At 71.6% G+C, this 19,454-nt stretch carries 16 protein-coding genes; 2 read left to right on the top strand and 14 right to left on the bottom strand.

Going from position 1 to position 19,454, the window contains the following annotated elements:
• Positions 1 to 9: 9 nt before the first annotated feature.
• The 9 genes from HUT19_RS27530 to hrcA all read right to left on the bottom strand — a co-directional run bounded on the left by HUT19_RS27530 (position 10) and on the right by hrcA (position 9,049).
• Positions 10 to 1,014: a PhoH family protein gene (locus HUT19_RS27530; protein WP_176183033.1), complete on the bottom strand. Its 1,005-nt coding sequence runs from the start codon at positions 1,012 to 1,014 to the stop codon at positions 10 to 12.
• A gap of 171 nt (positions 1,015 to 1,185) precedes the next feature.
• Complete coding sequence (locus HUT19_RS27525) at positions 1,186 to 2,289, bottom strand: PfkB family carbohydrate kinase (RefSeq protein ID WP_176183032.1); 1,104 nt, start codon at positions 2,287 to 2,289, stop codon at positions 1,186 to 1,188.
• 411 nt (positions 2,290 to 2,700) lie between these two features.
• Positions 2,701 to 3,621, bottom strand: coding sequence for a ribonuclease Z (locus HUT19_RS27520; protein ID WP_176183031.1), 921 nt, complete (start codon positions 3,619 to 3,621; stop codon positions 2,701 to 2,703).
• A gap of 4 nt (positions 3,622 to 3,625) precedes the next feature.
• On the bottom strand, positions 3,626 to 3,985 hold the full coding sequence (locus HUT19_RS27515; protein ID WP_176183030.1) for a histidine triad nucleotide-binding protein: 360 nt from the start codon (positions 3,983 to 3,985) through the stop codon (positions 3,626 to 3,628).
• Between the two features lie 132 nt (positions 3,986 to 4,117).
• Positions 4,118 to 4,684 carry a hypothetical protein gene (locus HUT19_RS27510; protein WP_254885816.1) on the bottom strand — a complete coding sequence of 189 codons (567 nt, stop codon included), beginning with the start codon at positions 4,682 to 4,684 and terminating at the stop codon, positions 4,118 to 4,120.
• Positions 4,685 to 4,784: 100 nt separating this feature from the next.
• Positions 4,785 to 5,528: a 16S rRNA (uracil(1498)-N(3))-methyltransferase gene (locus HUT19_RS27505; RefSeq protein WP_176183029.1), complete on the bottom strand. Its 744-nt coding sequence runs from the start codon at positions 5,526 to 5,528 to the stop codon at positions 4,785 to 4,787.
• Positions 5,525 to 6,616, bottom strand: coding sequence for a nitronate monooxygenase (locus tag HUT19_RS27500; RefSeq protein WP_176183028.1), 1,092 nt, complete (start codon positions 6,614 to 6,616; stop codon positions 5,525 to 5,527). Before HUT19_RS27500 ends, HUT19_RS27505 begins: the two co-directional genes overlap by 4 nt.
• A gap of 279 nt (positions 6,617 to 6,895) precedes the next feature.
• Positions 6,896 to 8,032, bottom strand: coding sequence for a molecular chaperone DnaJ (gene dnaJ / locus HUT19_RS27495; protein WP_176183027.1), 1,137 nt, complete (start codon positions 8,030 to 8,032; stop codon positions 6,896 to 6,898).
• Positions 8,033 to 9,049 (bottom strand): heat-inducible transcriptional repressor HrcA, encoded by a 1,017-nt coding sequence (hrcA, locus tag HUT19_RS27490; RefSeq protein WP_176183026.1) that lies wholly within the window; start codon positions 9,047 to 9,049, stop codon positions 8,033 to 8,035.
• 176 nt (positions 9,050 to 9,225) lie between these two features.
• Between hrcA and HUT19_RS27485 the strand changes: the two genes are divergently transcribed.
• Complete coding sequence (locus HUT19_RS27485) at positions 9,226 to 9,963, top strand: MBL fold metallo-hydrolase (RefSeq protein ID WP_176183025.1); 738 nt, start codon at positions 9,226 to 9,228, stop codon at positions 9,961 to 9,963.
• Between the two features lie 22 nt (positions 9,964 to 9,985).
• Positions 9,986 to 10,813, top strand: a complete 828-nt coding sequence (locus HUT19_RS27480) for a DUF3097 domain-containing protein (RefSeq protein WP_176183024.1) — start codon at positions 9,986 to 9,988, stop codon at positions 10,811 to 10,813.
• Here HUT19_RS27480 and HUT19_RS27475 read toward each other — a convergent pair.
• The 5 genes from HUT19_RS27475 to lepA form a co-directional block, all read right to left on the bottom strand.
• Positions 10,806 to 11,390: a Uma2 family endonuclease gene (locus HUT19_RS27475; RefSeq protein WP_176183023.1), complete on the bottom strand. Its 585-nt coding sequence runs from the start codon at positions 11,388 to 11,390 to the stop codon at positions 10,806 to 10,808. The genes HUT19_RS27480 and HUT19_RS27475 overlap by 8 nt on opposite strands.
• An 82-nt stretch (positions 11,391 to 11,472) precedes the next feature.
• Positions 11,473 to 12,705 (bottom strand): radical SAM family heme chaperone HemW, encoded by a 1,233-nt coding sequence (hemW, locus tag HUT19_RS27470; RefSeq protein WP_176183022.1) that lies wholly within the window; start codon positions 12,703 to 12,705, stop codon positions 11,473 to 11,475.
• Between the two features lie 409 nt (positions 12,706 to 13,114).
• Positions 13,115 to 15,124, bottom strand: coding sequence for an ATP-binding SpoIIE family protein phosphatase (locus HUT19_RS27465; RefSeq protein WP_176183021.1), 2,010 nt, complete (start codon positions 15,122 to 15,124; stop codon positions 13,115 to 13,117).
• 192 nt (positions 15,125 to 15,316) lie between these two features.
• Positions 15,317 to 17,206, bottom strand: coding sequence for a long-chain fatty acid--CoA ligase (locus HUT19_RS27460; protein ID WP_176183020.1), 1,890 nt, complete (start codon positions 17,204 to 17,206; stop codon positions 15,317 to 15,319).
• 271 nt (positions 17,207 to 17,477) lie between these two features.
• Positions 17,478 to 19,358, bottom strand: coding sequence for a translation elongation factor 4 (gene lepA / locus HUT19_RS27455; protein WP_176183019.1), 1,881 nt, complete (start codon positions 19,356 to 19,358; stop codon positions 17,478 to 17,480).
• Between the last annotated feature and the right edge of the window lie 96 nt (positions 19,359 to 19,454).

Raw genomic sequence — 19,454 nt, 5'->3', positions numbered from 1 at the left:
GCTTCGTGATTACTTTCCGTTGCGGCTGTCGTACTCGTCGTACGCGTCGACGATGCGGCCGACCAGCTTGTGCCGGACCACGTCGGTGCTGGTGAGTATGGAGAAGTGGACATCGTCGACACCGTCCAGGATCTCCCGCACCTGGCGCAGACCGCTCTTGGTCCCGCCGGGCAGGTCGATCTGGGTGATGTCACCCGTGATCACGATCTTGGAGTCGAAGCCGAGCCGGGTGAGGAACATCTTCATCTGCTCGGGGTTCGTGTTCTGCGCCTCGTCGAGGATGATGAACGCGTCGTTGAGCGTACGGCCGCGCATGTACGCCAGCGGCGCGACCTCGATCGTGCCCGCGGCCATCAGACGCGGGATGGAGTCGGGGTCGAGCATGTCGTGCAGCGCGTCGTACAGCGGCCGCAGATACGGATCGATCTTCTCGTAGAGCGTGCCGGGCAGGAACCCGAGCCGCTCTCCCGCCTCGACCGCCGGACGGGTCAGGATGATCCGGGTGACCTGCTTGGACTGAAGCGCCTGGACCGCCTTGGCCATGGCCAGATAGGTCTTGCCGGTCCCGGCGGGGCCGATGCCGAAGACGACGGTGTGCTTGTCGATGGCGTCGACATAGCGCTTCTGGTTGAGCGTCTTGGGGCGGATGGTGCGGCCGCGGTTGGAGAGGATGTTCTGGGTGAGCACCTCGGCGGGGGTCTCCTCCGCCGCGCCCTCCCCGTTCTCCGCCGCGCGCAGCATGGAGATCGAGCGCTCCACCGCATCCTCCGTCATCGGTTGACCGGTGCGGAGCACCAGCATCATCTCGTCGAACAGGCGCTGGATGAGGGCGACTTCCTTCGGATCCCCCGTCGCGCTGACTTCATTGCCTCGCACGTGGATATCGGTCGCCGGGAACGCGTTCTCGATCACACGCAGCAGCGAGTCCCCTGATCCCAGGACCATCACCATGGGGTGCTTGGTCGGGACCGTGAACTGCGCATGCGCCTGCCGTGCTGTGGTTGGTTGCGTCATGGGCCGGCTCTCGGGCCTGCTCCTACCTCCTGTGACAAACGGTTCTCGCCGCTCGACAACCTTGAGATACCAGGGTACGACGGAGCACCGACAAGACCCGAGCGCTTTTACTCCGTACCCGCTCATCACACCATCCCCGCAGGCCGGGACCACGGGCGGACCCCGGGGCGGTCAGGCCCGCCGGAAGCCGATGGTGGGGACGGCCCGGCGGAGCGGCCAGGGGCGGGCGGCGCCCGGGAGTATCCGGTCCAGGAAGGCGTAACGGCGCAGCGGCTGGTCGTCGTAGGCGCGGGCGTGCTGCCACCAGGCGGCGATCTCGACCCAGCCGGGCGCGGACAGCGAGCCGCCGAACTCCTGGACGGACAGCGCGGCGGTCAGCCCGGCGAAGGCCAGCCGGTCGGCCAGCGGCCACTCGGCGAGGGTGCCGGTGACGAAGCCCGCGACGAACACGTCCCCGGCGCCGGTCGGATCCAGTGCCTCCACGGCGATCGCGGGCACCTCGGCGGTCTCACCGGTGCGGCCGTCGACCGCGTACGCTCCCTCGGCACCCAGGGTGACGACCGCGAGCGGCACGCGGTCGGCCAGTGCGCGGGCGGCGGCGCGCGGGCAGTCGGTGCGGGTGTAGCTCATCGCCTCGGCCGCGTTCGGCAGGAACGCCTCGCAGTGCTCCAGATCGGCGAGGTCGTCCGGGTCCCAGCGGCCGGTGTCGTCCCAGCCGACGTCCGCGAACACCCGGCTGCCCTTGCGCGCGGCCTCCGCGACCCACTCCTCGCGGCGGCCGGGGACGAGCGAGGCGATGGCGGCGCGGGACGGGGGCGGGCAGCTGGGCGCGGGCTCCTCCGGCGGGGGCGCCTCATGGCCGTGGGAGACCATCGTCCGCTCGCCCTCGTAGGCCATGGAGACGGTCACCGGGGAATGCCAGCCCGGGATCGTCCGCGACAGCGACAGATCGATCCCCTCGCCGCGGTCGAGCTCGTCACGGCAGTAGTCGCCGTAGTGGTCGTCGCCGAAGGCGGCGGCCAGGGAGGTACGCAGCCCCAGCCGCGCCAGGGCGGTCGCCATATTGGCGACGCCGCCGGGGCTGGAGCCCATTCCCCGCGCCCAGGACTCGGTGCCGCGGATGGGGGCGGAGTCCAGACCGGTGAAGATGATGTCGAGGAAGACGGTGCCGGTCAGATAGACGTCGCAGGCCGGATCGCCGGGCCCGCGAACGGCCGCGAGCGGGTCGAGCAGGGGGCGGCCCGCCGCATGCTCGTCGCCGTCATATGTCGTCACCGTGTGTGCTCCCAGGTCGAACCGTTCGTACCGGCACTCCCGCCGCCGTGCACGTCCTCGCGGTCGTCATCGCCGTCGGAAGCGGTGCGGCCAGTGTGCCCGATCCCACAGACACCGCATCGCGGCGGCCCGCGCCGGCCCACGCCGCCGGCGCGGGCGCGGGCCCCCGAAGCGGCCTCCGCACGGCCCGGCGACGGGCCGCCACAGGGGCCGGGCGATCCGGGCCGCCCACCACCGGCATACGCCCGGCCGCCTCTTGCGCGAACCGGAACGGGCTCCCGTCCGGGCGCGAACGGCAGGACTCCCGCTGGACGCCGGCCCACACGGCACGGCGCCGCAGGGCCCACGGGCCGGGGCCCGGGGCCGCGCGGGCCCGGGCGCCGCGCGAGGCCGCCGCGCCCCCGCGCCGCCTCAGCGGCGCTTGGGCACGACCACCGTCATCAGGTCCTGGGCCACCGTGAGGTCGCCGTCGAAGCCCGCGGCGCGGGCCTGGCGTTCGAAGTCGGAGGGGTCTCCGTAGCGCTGGGAGAAGTGGGTCAGGACGAGGTGCCGGACGCCCGCTTCGGCCGCGAGGCGGGCCGCCTGCCCGGCGGTGAGGTGGCCGTACTCGACGGCGAGCGGCTCGTCCTCGTCGAGGAAGGTCGACTCGATGACCAGCAGATCGCACCCCTGCGCCAGGGCGTACGCGCCGTCGCACAGCCGGGTGTCCATGACGAAGGCGAAGCGCTGGCCGCGGCGGGCCTCGCTGACCTCCTCGAGGGCGATCGTGCGCCCGTCCCGCTCCAGCGTGCCGTCCCGCTGGAGGCGGCCGATCTCCGCACCGCGGATGCCGAGCGCCGCCAGTCGCTCGGGCAGTATGCGGCGGCCGTCGGGCTCGACGAGGCGGTAGCCGTAGGACTCCACGGGGTGCGACAGCCGGGCGGCCTCCAGCGTGTAGGCGGGCGTCCGGGCGATCACCCCGCCCTCGCCCTCGATCGGCCGCTCGGCCAGCGGCACCGTCTCGCGGTACGCGGTGGCGTAGCGCAGCCGCTCGAAGAAGCGCTGTCCGCCGCCCGGGTAGTGCGCGGTCACCGGATGCGGCACCCGGTCCAGGTTGATCCGCTGGATCACCCCGGCGAGTCCCAGCGAATGGTCGCCGTGGAAGTGCGTGACACAGATCCGGTCGATGTCGTGCGCGGCGACACCGGCCCGCAGCATCTGGCGCTGGGTGCCCTCGCCGGGGTCGAAGAGGAGCCCGTCGCCATCCCACCGCAGCAGATAGCCGTTGTGGTTGCGCTGGCGGGTGGGCACCTGGCTGGCGGTGCCGAGGACGACCAGTTCGCGTGCGGACACCGGACTACCCGGGGGGCCAGTTGAGCCCGCGGCCGCCCAGGACGTGGGCATGTGCGTGGAAAACGGTCTGCCCGGCGCCGGAGCCGGTGTTGAACACCACGCGGAAACCCGTGCCGTCGATCTTCTCCTCGGCCGCGACCGTGCCCGCCTCGCGCAGCACATCGGCGGTGATCTGCGGCTCGGCCGTGGCAAGGGCGGCGGCGTCCGGGTAGTGGACCTTGGGGATCACCAGAATGTGGGTCGGCGCCTGGGGGTTGATGTCGCGGAAGGCGACCGTGGTGTCGGTCTCACGGACGACGGTGGCCGGCACCTCCCCCGAGACAATCTTGCAGAACAGGCAGTCGGCCTGCGGTTCTCCCGCCACCGGTGGCTCCTCACGGATCGTCGGCTGGTACGGACCGGATGGTACCGGGACGCCCCGCCGGCGGTGCACCCGAATCCCCTGTGCCCTGGGTGTCCGCCCGCTCCCGCTGGTGCCCGCTCGTTCCCACCCGCCCTACTTGCCCTGGGTGCCCTCGGTGGTCCGGTGGTCCAGGGGGTAGCTGCGGTGCGGCTCGGGGCGCTCGCTGTTCCGGTCGTTGTCCCGCCCGGAGCCGCGGTCGTCGTCGCGGCCACCGTCGCACTCCCCGATCACCCGGGCCTCGAAGGCCCGGTGCCCGTCCACGGAGGCCGTCAACTGGCCCCGTACACAGTGGTTCTTCCGTACGAAGGTGACCTTGCCGGTGATCTTGATCTTCTTGTCGTTCTCGGTCTCGCCCCGGCAGTCGACCGACGCGTCGGTCTCGGTGCCCTCGTCCCGCTCACGGTTGGTGTCGCCCGAGGCCGAAGCACCGGCCGTGCGGCCGCCCTTCAGGTCCGCGTTGCAGGTCATCCAGCGGACGTCGACACCGCCCTTCTCCAGGGCCCGGGAGGCGACCTTGTCGGTGGTGACCGCGACGACGATGGAGCTGACCCCGTTGTCCTCCGGGTCGCATCCGGTCACCGCGACGACGGCCGCGACCGATGCCGCGATGGCCAGGAACGGCCGCCCGTGACGATGCCTTACAAGGCTCAATACCCCCATAGGGGACAGGTTCCCACTGGGTGCGACGTACCGGAAGACCATCGTCGGCCACCGTGCCAGGTCATGGCATCGCCCCCGGAGACAGGCCCGGGAGGGCCGCTCAGCCCCAGCGGCCGGTACGCCCCAGCAGCAGCGCGGCCGCCGCCGTTCCGGCCGTCGAGGTGCGCAGCACGCTCGGGCCCAGCCGGTACGGTGCCGCGCCCGCCTCGGCGAATGCGGTCAACTCCTCGGGGGAGACTCCCCCTTCGGGACCCACCACGAGCACGATCTCACCGGAGGCGGGCAGGTGCGCCGCGGCCAGCGGTGCGCTGCCCTCCTCGTGCAGGACGGCCGCGAAATCGGCATCGGCCAGAAGTCGAGCAACCTGCTTGGTCGTCATCGCGTCCGTGACCTCCGGGAAGGTCAGCCGGCGGGACTGCTTGCCCGCCTCGCGGGCGGTCGCCCGCCACTTGCCGAGCGCCTTCAGCCCGCGCTCGCCCTTCCACTGGGTGATGCACCGGGCGGCCGTCCACGGCACCACCGCGTCCACACCGGTCTCGGTCATGGTCTCCACGGCCACCTCGCCGCGGTCGCCCTTCGGAAGGGCCTGCACCACGGTGATCCGCGGGCTCGGCGGCTCCTCGTGACGCACCTCGGCCACCTCGACCAGCAGCCGGTCCTTGCCCTCGACGGCCGCCACGGCGCCGGAGACGCCCGTGCCGCGCCCGTCGGTGAGCACTACGGGCTCGCCGACGCGCAGCCGCCGTACGGAGACGGCATGCCGCCCCTCGGGCCCTTCCAGCGCGATCCGGGCCCCCGCGGCCGCCCCCTCCAGGGAGTCGGCCACGAACACCGGGGCGGTCACAGCACCTCGCCGTCGGACGGCTTGACGTTCAACGCGGCCCGCGCCGCGTCCAGTTCGGCCGCCAGCGTCTCCACCAGCTTCCCGGCGGGCAGCTCACGGGCCAGCCGGTGGCCCTGTCCGGCCCACAGCGCCATGCCCTGCGGATCGCCCTTCTTGGCCGCGGCCTTGCGCAGCCCGGAGGTGAGGTGGTGCAGCTGGGGGTAGGCGGCCGGGGCGTACGGGCCGTGCTCGCGGATGAACCGGTTGACCAGGCCCCGGGCCGGACGGCCGGAGAAGGCGCGGGTCAGCTCGGTCCGGCCGAACATCGGGTCCGTCATGGCGCGCTTGTGCAGGCCGTTGGCCCTGGACTCGGCGGTCACCAGGAACGCGGTGCCCAGCTGGGCCGCGCTCGCGCCTGCGGCCAGCGCCGCGGCGATCTGGGAACCGCGCATCAGCCCGCCCGCCGCGATGACCGAAATCTGCACGAACTCGCGGACCAGCGCGATCAGCGACAGCAGCCCGAAGCCGCCGCCCATGCCGTCCTCGGCCGGGTCGTTGCGGAAGCCGCCCTGGTGGCCGCCCGCCTCCACGCCCTGCACACAGAGCGCGTCGGCGCCCGCCCACTGGGCGCTCTGCGCCTCGACCGGCGAGGTGACCGTGACGACGGTGCGCGTACCGGCCTTGGCCAGGGCGTCCAGGACATCTCGGGTGGGGCAGCCGAAGGTGAACGAGACCACCGGCGCCGGGTCGTCGAGCAGGATCGCCAGCTTCGCCTCGTACGCGTCGTCCACGCCCGCGTCGGGGTCGCCGAGCGGCGTCTGGTACCAGGTGGCCTCGCCCGCGAGCTGCTCGCGGTAGACCTCGATGGCGGCCGGGTCGGCGGTGGGCGGCTGCGGCATGAACAGATTGACGCCGAAGGGCCGGTCGGTCAGTCCGCGCAGCTGTTTGATCTCTTCGTACATCGCCTCCGGGGTCTTGTACCCGGCGGCGAGAAAACCGAGACCGCCGGCCTCGGAGACGGCGGCGGCCAGCGGGGGGCAGGACGCTCCGCCCGCCATCGGCGCCTGCACGATCGGATACCGAAAGAGATCGGTCAGCGCGGAGGACATGGCCACATCGTGTCATGTGCTCCGCACCGGCCGACAACCGGATCACCGCCGTCAGTGGGGATCCCGGCCGGACGCCTACCGCCCGTTGAACGCGTCCTCCAGGCGCGAGAACAGCCCCTGCCGGCCGGGCTTGGCCGCATCCCCCGGGGGACAACCCCCGAACCCCCGGCCGGACACCTACCGCCCGTTGAACGCGTCCTTCAAGCGCGAGAACAGCCCCTGCCGGCCGGGCTTGGCCGCATCCCCCGGGGGACAACCCCCGAACCCCCGGCCGGACACCTACCGCCCGTTGAACGCGTCCTTCAAGCGCGAGAACAGCCCCTGCTGACCGGGCTTGAACTCCCCGGTCGGCCGCTCCTCGCCGCGCAGCTTGGACAGCCGCCGCAGCAGCTCCTCCTGCTCCGCGTCCAGCTTGGTGGGGGTGGTGACCTCGACATGGACGATCAGATCGCCCCGGCCGCCGCCCCGCAGATGGGTGACGCCGCGCTGGTGCAGCGGGATCGACTGGCCGGACTGGGTGCCGGGCCGGATGTCGACCTCCTCCAGGCCGTCCAGCGTCTCCAGCGGCACCTTGGTGCCGAGCGCCGCCGCCGTCATCGGGATGGTCACCGTGCAGTGCATGTCGTCGCCGCGGCGTTGGAAGACCGGATGCGGGACCTCGTGGATCTCCACATACAGATCGCCCGCGGGCCCGCCGCCCGGGCCGACCTCGCCCTCGCCCGCCAGCTGGATCCGGGTGCCGTTGTCCACACCGGCCGGGATCTTCACGGTCAGGGTGCGCCGCGAACGGATCCGCCCGTCACCGGCGCACTCCGGACACGGGGTCGGCACCACGGTGCCGAAGCCCTGGCACTGCGGACACGGCCGCGAGGTCATGACCTGCCCCAGGAAGGAGCGGGTGACCTGCGAGACCTCACCGCGGCCGCGGCACATGTCACAGGTCTGCGCCGAGGTGCCCGGCGCCGCGCCCTCGCCGCTGCACGTGGTGCACACCACCGCGGTGTCGACCTGGATGTCCTTCGTGGTCCCGAACGCGGCCTCGCTGAGCTCCACATCGAGACGGATCATGGCGTCCTGGCCGCGCCGGGTGCGGGACCGGGGGCCGCGCTGCGAAGCGGTACCGAAGAAGGCGTCCATGATGTCGGAGAAGTTGCCGAAGCCCGCGCCGAAGCCACCGGCGCCGCCTCCTCCGCCCGCGCCCGACATCGGGTCCCCGCCGAGGTCGTAGACCTGCTTCTTCTGCGGGTCCGACAAGATCTCGTAAGCGGCGTTGATCTCCTTGAACCGCTCCTGGGTCTTCGGATCCGGGTTCACATCCGGGTGCAGCTCGCGGGCGAGCCGGCGGAATGCCTTCTTGATCTGGTCCTGCGAGGCATCACGCGGCACGCCCAGGACTGCGTAGTAGTCCGTCGCCACTTACGACTCCGCCAGGATCTGTCCGACGTAACGTGCCACTGCGCGTACCGCTCCCATCGTTCCGGGGTAGTCCATGCGGGTCGGTCCGACCACGCCGAGTTTGGCGACGGCCTCGTCGCCCAGACCGTAGCCGACCGCGACCACCGAGGTGGAATTCAGCCCCTCGTGAGCATTCTCATGCCCGATGCGCACGGTCATACCCGAGTCCTTGGCCTCGCCGAGCAGCTTGAGGAGGACGACCTGCTCCTCAAGTGCCTCCAGAACGGGCCGGATCGTCAGGGGGAAATCATGCACGAAACGCGTGAGGTTCGCGGTGCCGCCGATCATCAGCCGCTCCTCGGTCTCCTCCACCAGCGTCTCGAGCAAGGTCGCCAGCACCGTCGAGACCGTCCCCCGGTCCTCCTGCTCGAAGGACTCCGGAAGATCCTGCACCAACTGCGGCACATCCGCGAACCGCCGCCCCACGACACGGCTGTTGAGCCGGGCCCGCAGATCCGCGAGCGACTCCTCGCCCACCGGCGAGGGGCAGTCCACCATGCGCTGCTCGACCCGCCCGGTGTCCGTGATCAGCACCAGCATCACCCGGGCCGGGGCCAGCGGCAGCAGCTCCACATGGCGCACCGTCGAACGGGTCAGCGACGGGTACTGCACCACCGCGACCTGCCGGGTCAGCTGCGCCAGCAGCCGGACGGTGCGGCCCACGACGTCGTCGAGGTCCACGGCGCCGTCCAGGAAGTTCTGGATGGCCCTGCGCTCCGGCGTGGACAGCGGCTTGACTCCGGCCAGCTTGTCCACGAAGAGGCGGTAGCCCTTGTCGGTGGGGATGCGCCCGGCGCTGGTGTGCGGCTGGGCGATGAAGCCCTCGTCCTCCAGCGCGGCCATGTCATTGCGCACCGTGGCCGGGGAGACCCCCAGCCGGTGGCGCTCGGTGAGCGCCTTGGAGCCGACCGGCTCCTCGGTCCCCACATAGTCCTGGACAATGGCACGCAGCACTTCGAGTCTGCGTTCGCTGAGCACCCCGCGCACCTCCAGTCCAGCGGTCTCTTCAGGTCGTCCCCCTGGCACTCAACGGTCACGAGTGCCAGAACCCCTACGCCAGTGTACGGCGGGGTGCGGTGGCCGGGGCAAGAGCCGCCGTGTGGCGGAGGCCGCACGACCCGCCACGCTATCGCTCCGAGAGCTAGCGTCTCGGTATGGAGACGTGTTGGGAAGAGCCGCGGTGGCACGAGGCGGGCTGGGAAACCCTCGCCCCCGGGGTGGCCCGGCTGCGCATGCCGGGCTGGGACGAGACCGTCGGCGTGGTCGTCGGGCGGACGGACGTACTCGTCGTGGACACCGGGGCCACGCTGCGTGACGGTGCCGCGCTCCGCACCCAGATCACCCGGCTCGCCGGGCGCCGCCCGACCCGGATCGCGCTCACCCATCCGCATTTCGACCACGTCCTGGGCACGGCCGCCTTCTCGGGCTGCGAGGTGTACGGGGCCGCGGGCCTGGACGAACTGCTGCGTGCCGAGCGGGAGGAACTGCGCGAGTCGGCCATCCGGCAGGGTGTGGACCGGGGCGCCGCCACCGAGGCCGCCGACCACCTGGTCCTCCCCCACCACTCCGTCTCCGGGGAGGTCACCCTTGACCTGGGCGACCGGCCCGTGCTGCTGGCGAACGTCGGCCCCGGGCACACCGCCCACGACCTGGCGGTCCTGGTCCCCGGGCAGCCCGAGGTGGTCTTCTGCGGCGATCTGGTCGAGGAGTCCGGACCGCCGCAGGCGGGGCGCGACGCGATCCCCGCGCGGTGGCCGGCCGCCCTGGACCGGCTGCTGGCGCTCGGCGGCGAGGAGGCACGGTACGTCCCGGGCCACGGGTCCGTGGTGGACGCCGAGTTCGTCCGCACCCAGCGCGACGAACTGGCCGCCCGCTTCGGCGTGTCCCGCTGACTCCGCCGCTATCGTCAGCCGGGTGCGCAGCCGATACGACAACCCGGACCTGACCCCGCCCTGGAAGCGGCAGCAGCCCGCCCCGGAGGTCCCCGCCGAGCCGGACCTCGTCGTGGAGGAGGTCACCACCGGGTTCTGCGGGGCGGTGATCCGCTGCGAGAAGACCGCGCAGGGCCCGACGGTCACTCTGGAGGACCGCTTCGGCAAACACCGCGTCTTCCCCATGGAGCCGCGCGGCTTTCTGCTCGAGGGCCGCGTCGTCACGCTGGTACGCCCGCGCGCGACGGCCCCCGCCACGCCCCGGCGCACGGCTTCCGGCTCCCTCGCCGTACCGGGGGCGCGGGCGAGGGTGGCCCGCGCGGGGCGCATCTACGTCGAGGGGCGCCATGACGCGGAGCTGGTCGAGCGGGTCTGGGGCGACGATCTGCGCATCGAGGGCGTGGTCGTCGAGTACCTGGAGGGCGTCGACGATCTCCCCGCCATCGTCCGGGACTTCGCCCCCGGCCCGGACGCCCGGCTCGGCGTCCTGGTCGACCATCTGGTGCCCGGCTCCAAGGAGTCCCGCATCGCCGCCGAGGTCACCGGCGACCACGTACTGGTCGTCGGCCATCCCTACATCGACATCTGGGAGGCCGTGAAGCCGTCCTCGGCGGGCATCGCCGCCTGGCCCGAGGTACCGCGCGGCCAGGACTGGAAAACGGGCGTGTGCCGCGCCCTGGGCTGGCGGGAGAACACCGGCGCCGCCTGGCAGCGCATCCTCTCCTCGGTCCACTCCTACAAGGACCTGCGGCCGGAACTCCTGGGGCGGGTGGAGGAGCTGATCGATTTCGTGACGGTGGGGGTCAGCTAAGGGTGTGGAACTCGTCGGTCTCCAGCGTGAGGTCCAGCGCCTCGATGGTCACCGGGTCGCCGAACTCGCTGGCCCGCTCCGTCCAGTAGTCAGCCTCCTCACCGGCCCCCTTCGGCTCGGTGAGCAGAACGCACTTGGCGGCGATGGGGTCGATGATCAGGTAGGCGGGGATCTGCCCGGCCGCGTACACCGAGCGCTTGTCCTGGTAGTCACGGCGCGCGCTGGTCTTGGAGATGACTTCTACGACCATGGTGACCGCCGGGGCGGGCACGAGGCGCCCGGGGCCTTCGAACCCTCCACGCTCATAGACCACAAGATCCGGCTGCGGCTCACTAGCCTCGCCCGGGATCGCGATGTCCTGCGTCTGCAACCTATGCCATGCAGCGCGGGGGATCTGGTCCACCACAGACTCTACGATCGAATTGTTGACCCAGTCGGGCCCGGCCATCATCACGATTTCCCCCCGGATCAGCTCAGCCTTGAGCCCTTCGGGCACAGAGAGATCCTCGAATGCCTTTGCCATATGGTCCGCTCGGTCATCGGCCATGAGCTCCACCCGGTCGTCCACAGCGGTCATCGCGATGATCCCCCTTTTCCCAGCGCGCACTCAGCGTAGTCATATTCCTACCGCACCCCCTGCCACCGTCACCCTTCGAAGCTCAGTCCACCAGGTCCCGAACCACCGCGTCCGCCAGCAGCCGCCCCCGCAGCGTGAGAACGGCCCGGCCCTGCCGGTACGGCTCGGGGGCGAGCAGGCCGTCCTCCAGCGCCCGCGCGGCGGCCGCCGCGCCCGCCGGGCGGAGCAGGTCCAGGGGGCAGCCTTCGGAGAGCCGCAGTTCCAGCAGGACGCGCTCGACACGGCGTTCCTCGTCGGCCAGCACCTCGCGGCCCGCACCGGGCGACCGGCCCTCGCCGAGGGCCTGGGCGTACGCGCCGGGGTGCTTCACGTTCCACCAGCGGACCCCGCCCACATGGCTGTGGGCGCCGGGGCCCGCGCCCCACCAGTCGGCGCCGCGCCAGTACAGCTCGTTGTGGCGGCAGCGGCCCTCGGGCGAGGTGGCCCAGTTGGAGACCTCGTACCAGTCGAAACCGGCGGCCGAGAGCATCTCCTCGGCGATGAGGTAGCGGTCGGCGTGGACGTCGTCGTCGGTCATCGGCACCTCTCCGCGCCGGATCCGGCGCGCCAGCTGGGTGCCCTCCTCGACGATCAGGGCGTAGGCCGAGACATGGTCCGGTCCGGCACCGAGGGCGGCCTCCAGGGAGGCCCGCCAGTCGTCGTCGCTCTCGCCCGGGGTGCCGTAGATCAGGTCGAGGTTCACATGGTCGAAGCCCGCGGCCCGCGCCTCGGCGACGCACGCCTCGGGGCGGCCGGGGGTGTGGGTGCGGTCCAGCACCTTCAGCACATGCTGCCGGGCGCTCTGCATCCCGAACGAGACCCGGTTGAACCCGGCCTCGCGCAGCTCCGCCAGATAGCGCGGATCCACCGACTCCGGATTGGCCTCGGTGGTGATCTCCGCGCCCTCCGCCAGGCCGAATTCCTCGCGGATCGCCGCGAGCATCCGGCCCAGGTCGGCCGCCGCGAGCAGGGTCGGCGTACCGCCGCCCACGAACACGGTCTCGACCGCCCGCGGATCGTCGCCCAGCACCTTCCGCGCCAGCCGCACCTCCTCGGTGACCTGCTCGGCGTAGGTGTCCCGGGAGGCCGACACCCCACCGGAGCCGCGCAGCTCACTGGCGGTGTACGTGTTGAAGTCGCAGTAGCCGCAGCGTGTGGCGCAGTAGGGCACGTGCAGATAGAAGCCCAGCGGACGCCGCCCGGCCCCGGCGAGCGCGCCGGGGGGCAGCGCACCGTCCGCGGGCACGGGCTCGCCATCGGGCAGTACGGAAGGCATGGGACCCATTGTCCGGCATCGCCACCGGTCCGGGGGCCGCCCCGGCGGCGACGGGTACCGCCCCGGCTCGGCGCCGACCAGCCCCGGGCCGGGGCCGACCGCCGCGTCGGGGCCCCGGGCCCGGAGACGACGGGGCACATGCCCCCGCTCCGCACCCCGGCCCCGGAGCCGAGGACAGCGTGAGCCGAACGACCCGACGCGGCTCCGACGGCTCCAGGGCGCAGGGCCGACCGCCTCCGGGGCCGAGGCCGGCGCCCCAAACCCTGTGGCCGGCCGCCGCGTCGGGGTTGTCGCCAGTCGCCCGAGTACGCCCAGTACCAGGCGGTCCTCCGCCGTGCGAGGTACCGCACCAGACGCCGCACGCGGCCGGACGCCCCCTTCGAAGACGGACCCTGGTGCCGCGTCGGCACTAGAGAGCCTTCAGCACCAGCATCGCCAGATCGTCGTTTGGCGGCTCCGCCGCGAACGCGTGGACCGCCTCCCGCACCCCCTCCGCGACCTCGCGCGCGCTCATCCCCGTGCAGGACGCGAGGACCGCCGCGAGCCCCTCCTCGTCGTCGAACTGGCGGCTGCCCGAGCGGTGCTCGGTCACCCCGTCCGTCACACACAGGAGCGTTTCGCCGGGCATCAGATCAAACGTTTCACTCTCGTACGCGACATCGTCCACCACCCCGAGGAGTATCTGCGGGGCGGCGACGGTGCGCACCAAGCCGTCCGGCCGCAGCACCAGCGGCAGCGGATGGCCCGCACTGGCGAGGGTGCAGCGCAGCCCGCCCCCGGCGCCGTCGTCACCGTCGCCCAGCGGCTCCAGCTCCCCGTACAGGAGCGACAGGAAGCGGGCCATCCCGCCGCCCGGCGGCAGCCCCGCGCCGACGAGCCCGGCGTCGACCAGTTCCGCGACGCCGACGCCGACCCCGGCCGCCTCCACGCCCGCCACGACCGCCTCGGTGGCCCCTTCGACCGCCGCTTCGACCGCCTCCTCGCCGAGCAGCTGGTTGAGCCGGTCGAGGACTTCCCCGACGCCGTAGCCCTCGCGGGCCAGCAGCCGCAGCCAGGGGCGCACCAGGCCGGTCACGACGGCCGCCTCGGGGCCGTTGCCGCAGACGTCGCCCAGGACGAAGCCCCAGCGGCCGTCACGGGCCGGGAAGACGTCGTAGAAGTCGCCCCCGGCGGAGATCTCGCCGGTGGGCTCGTAGACGACCGCCGACTCCACCCCGGGGATGCGCGGGATGCCGGACGGCAGCAGTCCGCGCTGGAGCACCCGGCTGATGTCCGCCTGCCGGGTGTAGCGGCGGGCGGAGGCCAGCGCCAGGGCGACGCGGCGGGTGTAGTCCTCGATCAGGCCGACGACCTCGCCGGGCATCCGCACCAGCCCGGCGCGCCCGAGCAGCAGGGTGCCCAGGGCCCGTCCGCCCGCGATCAGGCGGCAGGCCAGGGCGGCGCCGCCGGGCCCGTACGCGGCGGGGTCGGCGGGCCACGGCCAGTCCACGGCGCCGCCGCGGGCGGCGGCGGGCAGATGGGGCGGCTCCTTCTCCAGGACCCGCCGCAGCTCCTCGACACGGCCCTCGCTTGCGTGCCAGACCCGTGCCAGACGCGGCGGGCCGCTCCCGGCGTCGAGCCACACCGCGCACCAGTCGGCCAGCCGCGGCACCAGCAACTGGACGGCGAGCGAGGTCACCAGGTCCTCGTCGAACTGCCCGGCGAGCATGTCGGACGCCTCGGCGAGGAAGGAGAGCGCGCCGTGCCGGGCCCACTCGGGGTCGTTGCGCCGGGCGGGCACCCGCCGGGGCGGCACGGGGGCCACCAGCTGGACGGGGTGTGCCTCCCGCTCGCGCGGCAGCGCGCGCTCGGCGAGCCGGGCGCCGTCACGGCCGAGCCCCTCGAACCCCGCGGCCGCCGGACCGTCGTCCGCGTCCGCTGCGACGGCCAGCTGGAACCACACGGTCTTGCTGGCCCGCCGGTAGGTGGTGCCCCAGGACTCGGCGATCCCGGCCACCAGCCGCAGCCCGTGGCCCCCGGCGTACTCCGGCTCCTCCTCGACCGGGGGTTCGCCGCGCAGCACCCGGGTGGGGTGCTGGTCGGTCACCTCGACCACCAGCGAGGGCGGTTCGCCCTCGTGGCCGGGGACGTCCAGCGCGCAGCTGAGCTCGACGGCGGTACCGGCGTGCACCACCGCGTTGGTGACCAGCTCGCTCACCAGCAGGACGGCTTCGTCCCCGGTCCGTTCGGTGATCCGGTCGGCGGCGGGGACGTCCAGGGCGGCCCAGTCGGCGAGGGCGGCTCGGACGAACCGCCGCGCGGCGGAGGCCGCGAGCGGTGTGCCGGGCAGGCTGGCGCGAGCCGACGCGCTGGTCCGGACGGGGCCCACGCCCCCGACCGGTACAGCCACCCCGCCGGCCTCGGCCGACCCGCCAGACATGGCAGAAGATGACGTCCCCACTGTGCGGCTCCTGAGAAGCTCCGTCAGAGTGCCGTATCCGCGTCCGGTGCGGACGGCACCGGCAGGGACAGCGTGACAGACGGACCGCCCTCATATGCGTCGAGTTACGCAAGTGAGCAACGATGAGGGGAAAATTCCTGTGCCCGTTGCCCCGGGCACAGTCAACTTCCCTCAGGCCTCCCGGGTTCCCGCGTACATGTCTTCGATCAGGTTCTTGTACTCGCGCTCGACCACGGGTCGCTTGAGCTTCAGGCTGGGCGTCAACTCACCGTGCTCCACGTCCAGATCGCGCGGCAGCAGCCGGAACTTCTTGATCGTCTGCCAGCGCTGCAACCCCTCGTTGAGCCGCTGCACATAGCCGTCGATCAACTCCCGCACCTCGTCGGTGGCCACGACCTCGGCGTAGGACTTCCCCGCCATGCCGTGCTCCTTGGCCCAGCCCATGATGGTCGGCTCGTCGAGGGCGATGAGCGCGGTGCAGTAGTTGCGGTCGGCGCCGTGCACCAGGATGTTGGAGACGAATGGGCAGACGCCCTTGAACTGGCCCTCGACCTCCGCCGGGGCCACGTACTTGCCGCCCGAGGTCTTGATCAGGTCCTTCTTGCGGTCGGTGATCCGCAGATAGCCGTCGGACGAGAGCTCCCCGATGTCCCCGGTGTGGAACCAGCCGTCGGACTCCAGCACCTGCGCGGTCAGCTCCGGCAGCCCGTGGTAGCCCTCCATGACACCGGGGCCGCGCAGCAGGATCTCGCCGTCCTCGCCGAACCGCACCTCGGTGCCGGGGAACGCCTTGCCCACGGTGCCGGTGCGGTAGTCCACCGGGTTGAGGAAGCTGGCGGCGCTGGACTCGGTGAGGCCGTAGCCCTCCAGGATGTTGATCCCGGCGCCCGCGAAGAAGTAGCCGATCTCGGGCGCGAGCGCGGCCGAGCCGGACACGGCGGCGCGCAGCCGCCCGCCGAACGCCTCGCGCAGCTTGGCGTAGACGAGCTTGTCGGCGAGGGCGTGCCGGGCCTTCAGGCCGAACGGAACCGAAGGGCTGCCGGTGCGGCGGAAGTTGTCCTGGTAGGTCTTGGCGTACTCACGGGAGACCCCGGCCGCCCACTGGAAGACCTTGTACTTGGCCGCGCCGCCCTCGCGCGCCTTCCCGGCCACTCCGTTGTAGACCTTCTCGAAGATCCGGGGCACGGCGCACATGTAGGTCGGGCGGACCACCGGAAGATTCTCGATGATCTTGTCGACCCGGCCGTCCACGGCGGTGGTGTGCCCGACGTAGATCTGCCCGGCCGTCAGCACCTTGCCGAAGACATGCGCCAGCGGCAGCCACAGGTACTGCACATCGTCGGCGTAGAGCAGCCCGTCGAGACTGCCGATCGCGATGGCCATGTACGACCAGGAGTCATGCACCAGCCGTACGCCCTTGGGGCGGCCGGTGGTGCCGGAGGTGTAGATGAGCGTGGCGAGCTGGTCGGCGCGCAGGGCGTCGATCCGCTCCCGGACGGCCTGGGGGTGCTGCTCCAGATAGGCCGTACCGCGCTTCTCCAGTTCGGTGAGGGAGAGCACCCAGCCCTCCGGGTCGCCCGCGGCCGGGACCGCGTCATCGGCGTTGATCACCACCACATGGGCCAGCTCGGGCAGCTCGTCGCGCTTCTCGCGGACCTTGGCGAGCTGGGCGGCGTCCTCGGCGAGCAGCACCCGGCTGCCGGAGTCGGACAGGATGAACGCGGTTTCCTCGGCGTTGGTGCTCGGATAGACCGTGGTGGTCGCGGCGCCCGCACAGAGAACCCCGAGGTCGCCGAGGATCCACTCCACACGGGTGGAGCAGGCGAGCGCGACCCGCTCCTCGGGGCGGACGCCCAGACCCATCAGACCGGCGGCGATGGCGAAGACCCGATCCGCGCTTTCGCGCCAGGTCAGGGGGCGCCATTCGTCGGGACCCGCGCCCGAGGCAGCCCGGACCGGATAGCGATACGCCTCCTTGTCAGGCGTCGCCTCGACGCGCTGGAGGAAGTGCGACGCCAGGGATGGCGGCCGGTTCTCGAGCAAAGTCTGTGTGTCGGTCACGGCATCCTCCGGGGCCAGCCTCATTGCTTGGTGACTCGTGAGTAACCTTCGAGCAGTGATCAGAGTAGGGGCCGAATCCTTACCGCGTAAGGGGTTGCAGGTCACGTTGTTCAAACGACGACGGGCGGCGCGCCGCACGCTTCACTCGCTGAAGAGCCGCATCTCCGCCCACATGGCAGCAGGCCCGGCGCATCGTTCGCACCAGGCCCGCTGATCACTCGTTTCGCGCCACTCGCTTCACTCCGTCGCGTCGTGTCGCGTCACTGCGGCATCACTTCTTCCCCTTGGCCTCTCCGCCGTCGGAGTCGGAGGACAGCACCGCGATGAACGCCTCCTGGGGGACCTCCACGCTGCCGACCATCTTCATCCGCTTCTTGCCTTCCTTCTGCTTCTCCAGCAGCTTCCGCTTACGCGAGATGTCACCGCCGTAGCACTTGGCGAGGACGTCCTTGCGGATGGCGCGGACCGTCTCACGGGCGATGACCCGGGAGCCGATCGCCGCCTGGATGGGCACCTCGAAGTTCTGCCGCGGGATGAGCTCGCGCAGCTTGGCGACCAGCCGGACACCGTAGGCGTACGCCTTGTCCTTGTGGGTGATCGCGGAGAAGGCGTCGACCTTGTCGCCGTGCAGCAGGATGTCGACCTTGACCAGGTCCGAGGTCTGCTCACCGGTGGGCTCGTAGTCCAGCGAGGCATAGCCGCGGGTCTTGGACTTCAGCTGGTCGAAGAAGTCGAAGACGACCTCGGCGAGGGGCAGGGTGTAGCGGATCTCGACCCGGTCCTCGGAGAGGTAGTCCATCCCGAGCAGCACACCGCGGCGGTTCTGGCAGAGCTCCATGATCGCGCCGATGAACTCGCTCGGGGCGAGGATGGTGGCCCGGACGACCGGCTCGTGCACCGTGTCGATCTTGCCCACCGGGAATTCGCTGGGGTTGGTCACCGTGTGCTCGGTGCCGTCCTCCATGTCCACGCGGTAGACCACGTTGGGCGCGGTGGCGATCAGGTCGAGACCGAACTCGCGCTCCAGGCGCTCACGGATCACCTCCAGGTGCAGCAGCCCCAGGAAGCCGACGCGGAAGCCGAAGCCGAGCGCGGCGGAGGTCTCCGGTTCGTAGACCAGCGCGGCGTCGTTCAGCTGGAGCTTGTCCAGGGCCTCGCGCAGCTCCGGGTAGTCCGAGCCGTCGAGCGGATACAGCCCGGAGAAGACCATCGGCTTGGGATCCTTGTAGCCGCCCAGCGGCTCCTCGGCACCCTTGGTGAACTGGGTGATCGTGTCGCCGACCTTGGACTGGCGGACGTCCTTCACACCCGTGATCAGATAGCCCACCTCACCGACGGACAGCCCGTCGGAGGGGGTCATCTCGGGCGAGTTGGTGCCGATCTCCAGCAGCTCGTGGGCGGCGCCGGTGGACATCATCTTGATCCGCTCACGCTTGCTGAGCGTGCCGTCCACGACCTTCACATACGTCACGACGCCCCGGTACGGGTCATAGACCGAGTCGAAGATCATCGCGCGGGCGGGGGATTCCTCGACCCCCACCGGGGCCGGGACCAGCTCCACGACCCGGTTCAGCAGCTCCGCGACGCCCTCACCGGTCTTGGCGGAGACCTTGAGCACATCGGAGGCGTCGCAGCCGATGAGATGGGCCAGCTCGGCGGCGTACTTCTCGGGCTGGGCGGCCGGGAGGTCGATCTTGTTGAGGACCGGGATGATCGTGAGGTCGTTCTCCATCGCCAGATAGAGGTTGGCGAGGGTCTGGGCCTCGATCCCCTGTGCCGCGTCGACCAGCAGGATGCAGCCCTCACAGGCCGCGAGCGAGCGCGAGACCTCATAGGTGAAGTCCACGTGGCCGGGGGTGTCGATCATGTTGAGGATGTGGGTGGCCGACTCGGGCCCGCCCTCGTCCTTCGTGGGCGCCCAGGGCAGCCGGACCGCCTGGGACTTGATCGTGATGCCGCGCTCGCGCTCGATGTCCATGCGGTCGAGGTACTGCGCGCGCATCTGCCGCTGCTCGACCACACCGGTCAGCTGGAGCATACGGTCGGCGAGCGTCGACTTGCCGTGGTCGATGTGCGCGATGATGCAGAAGTTACGGATGAGAGCCGGGTCGGTACGGCTCGGCTCCGGCACATTGGTAGGGGTCGCGGGCACGCAGGGTCCTGTGTCTAGGCGGGACTCGGTGTAATCGGGGTTGGGTCAGTCCGTCCATGGTCCCATGACCGACGACCGCTTCCGGGTTTGGGACGC

The sequence above is a fragment of the Streptomyces sp. NA02950 genome, assembly GCF_013364155.1.
Lineage (GTDB): Bacteria > Actinomycetota > Actinomycetes > Streptomycetales > Streptomycetaceae > Streptomyces.
The sequence above is the reverse complement of the archived record's forward strand: the minus strand, read 5'-3'. Positions and strand labels throughout refer to the sequence as shown.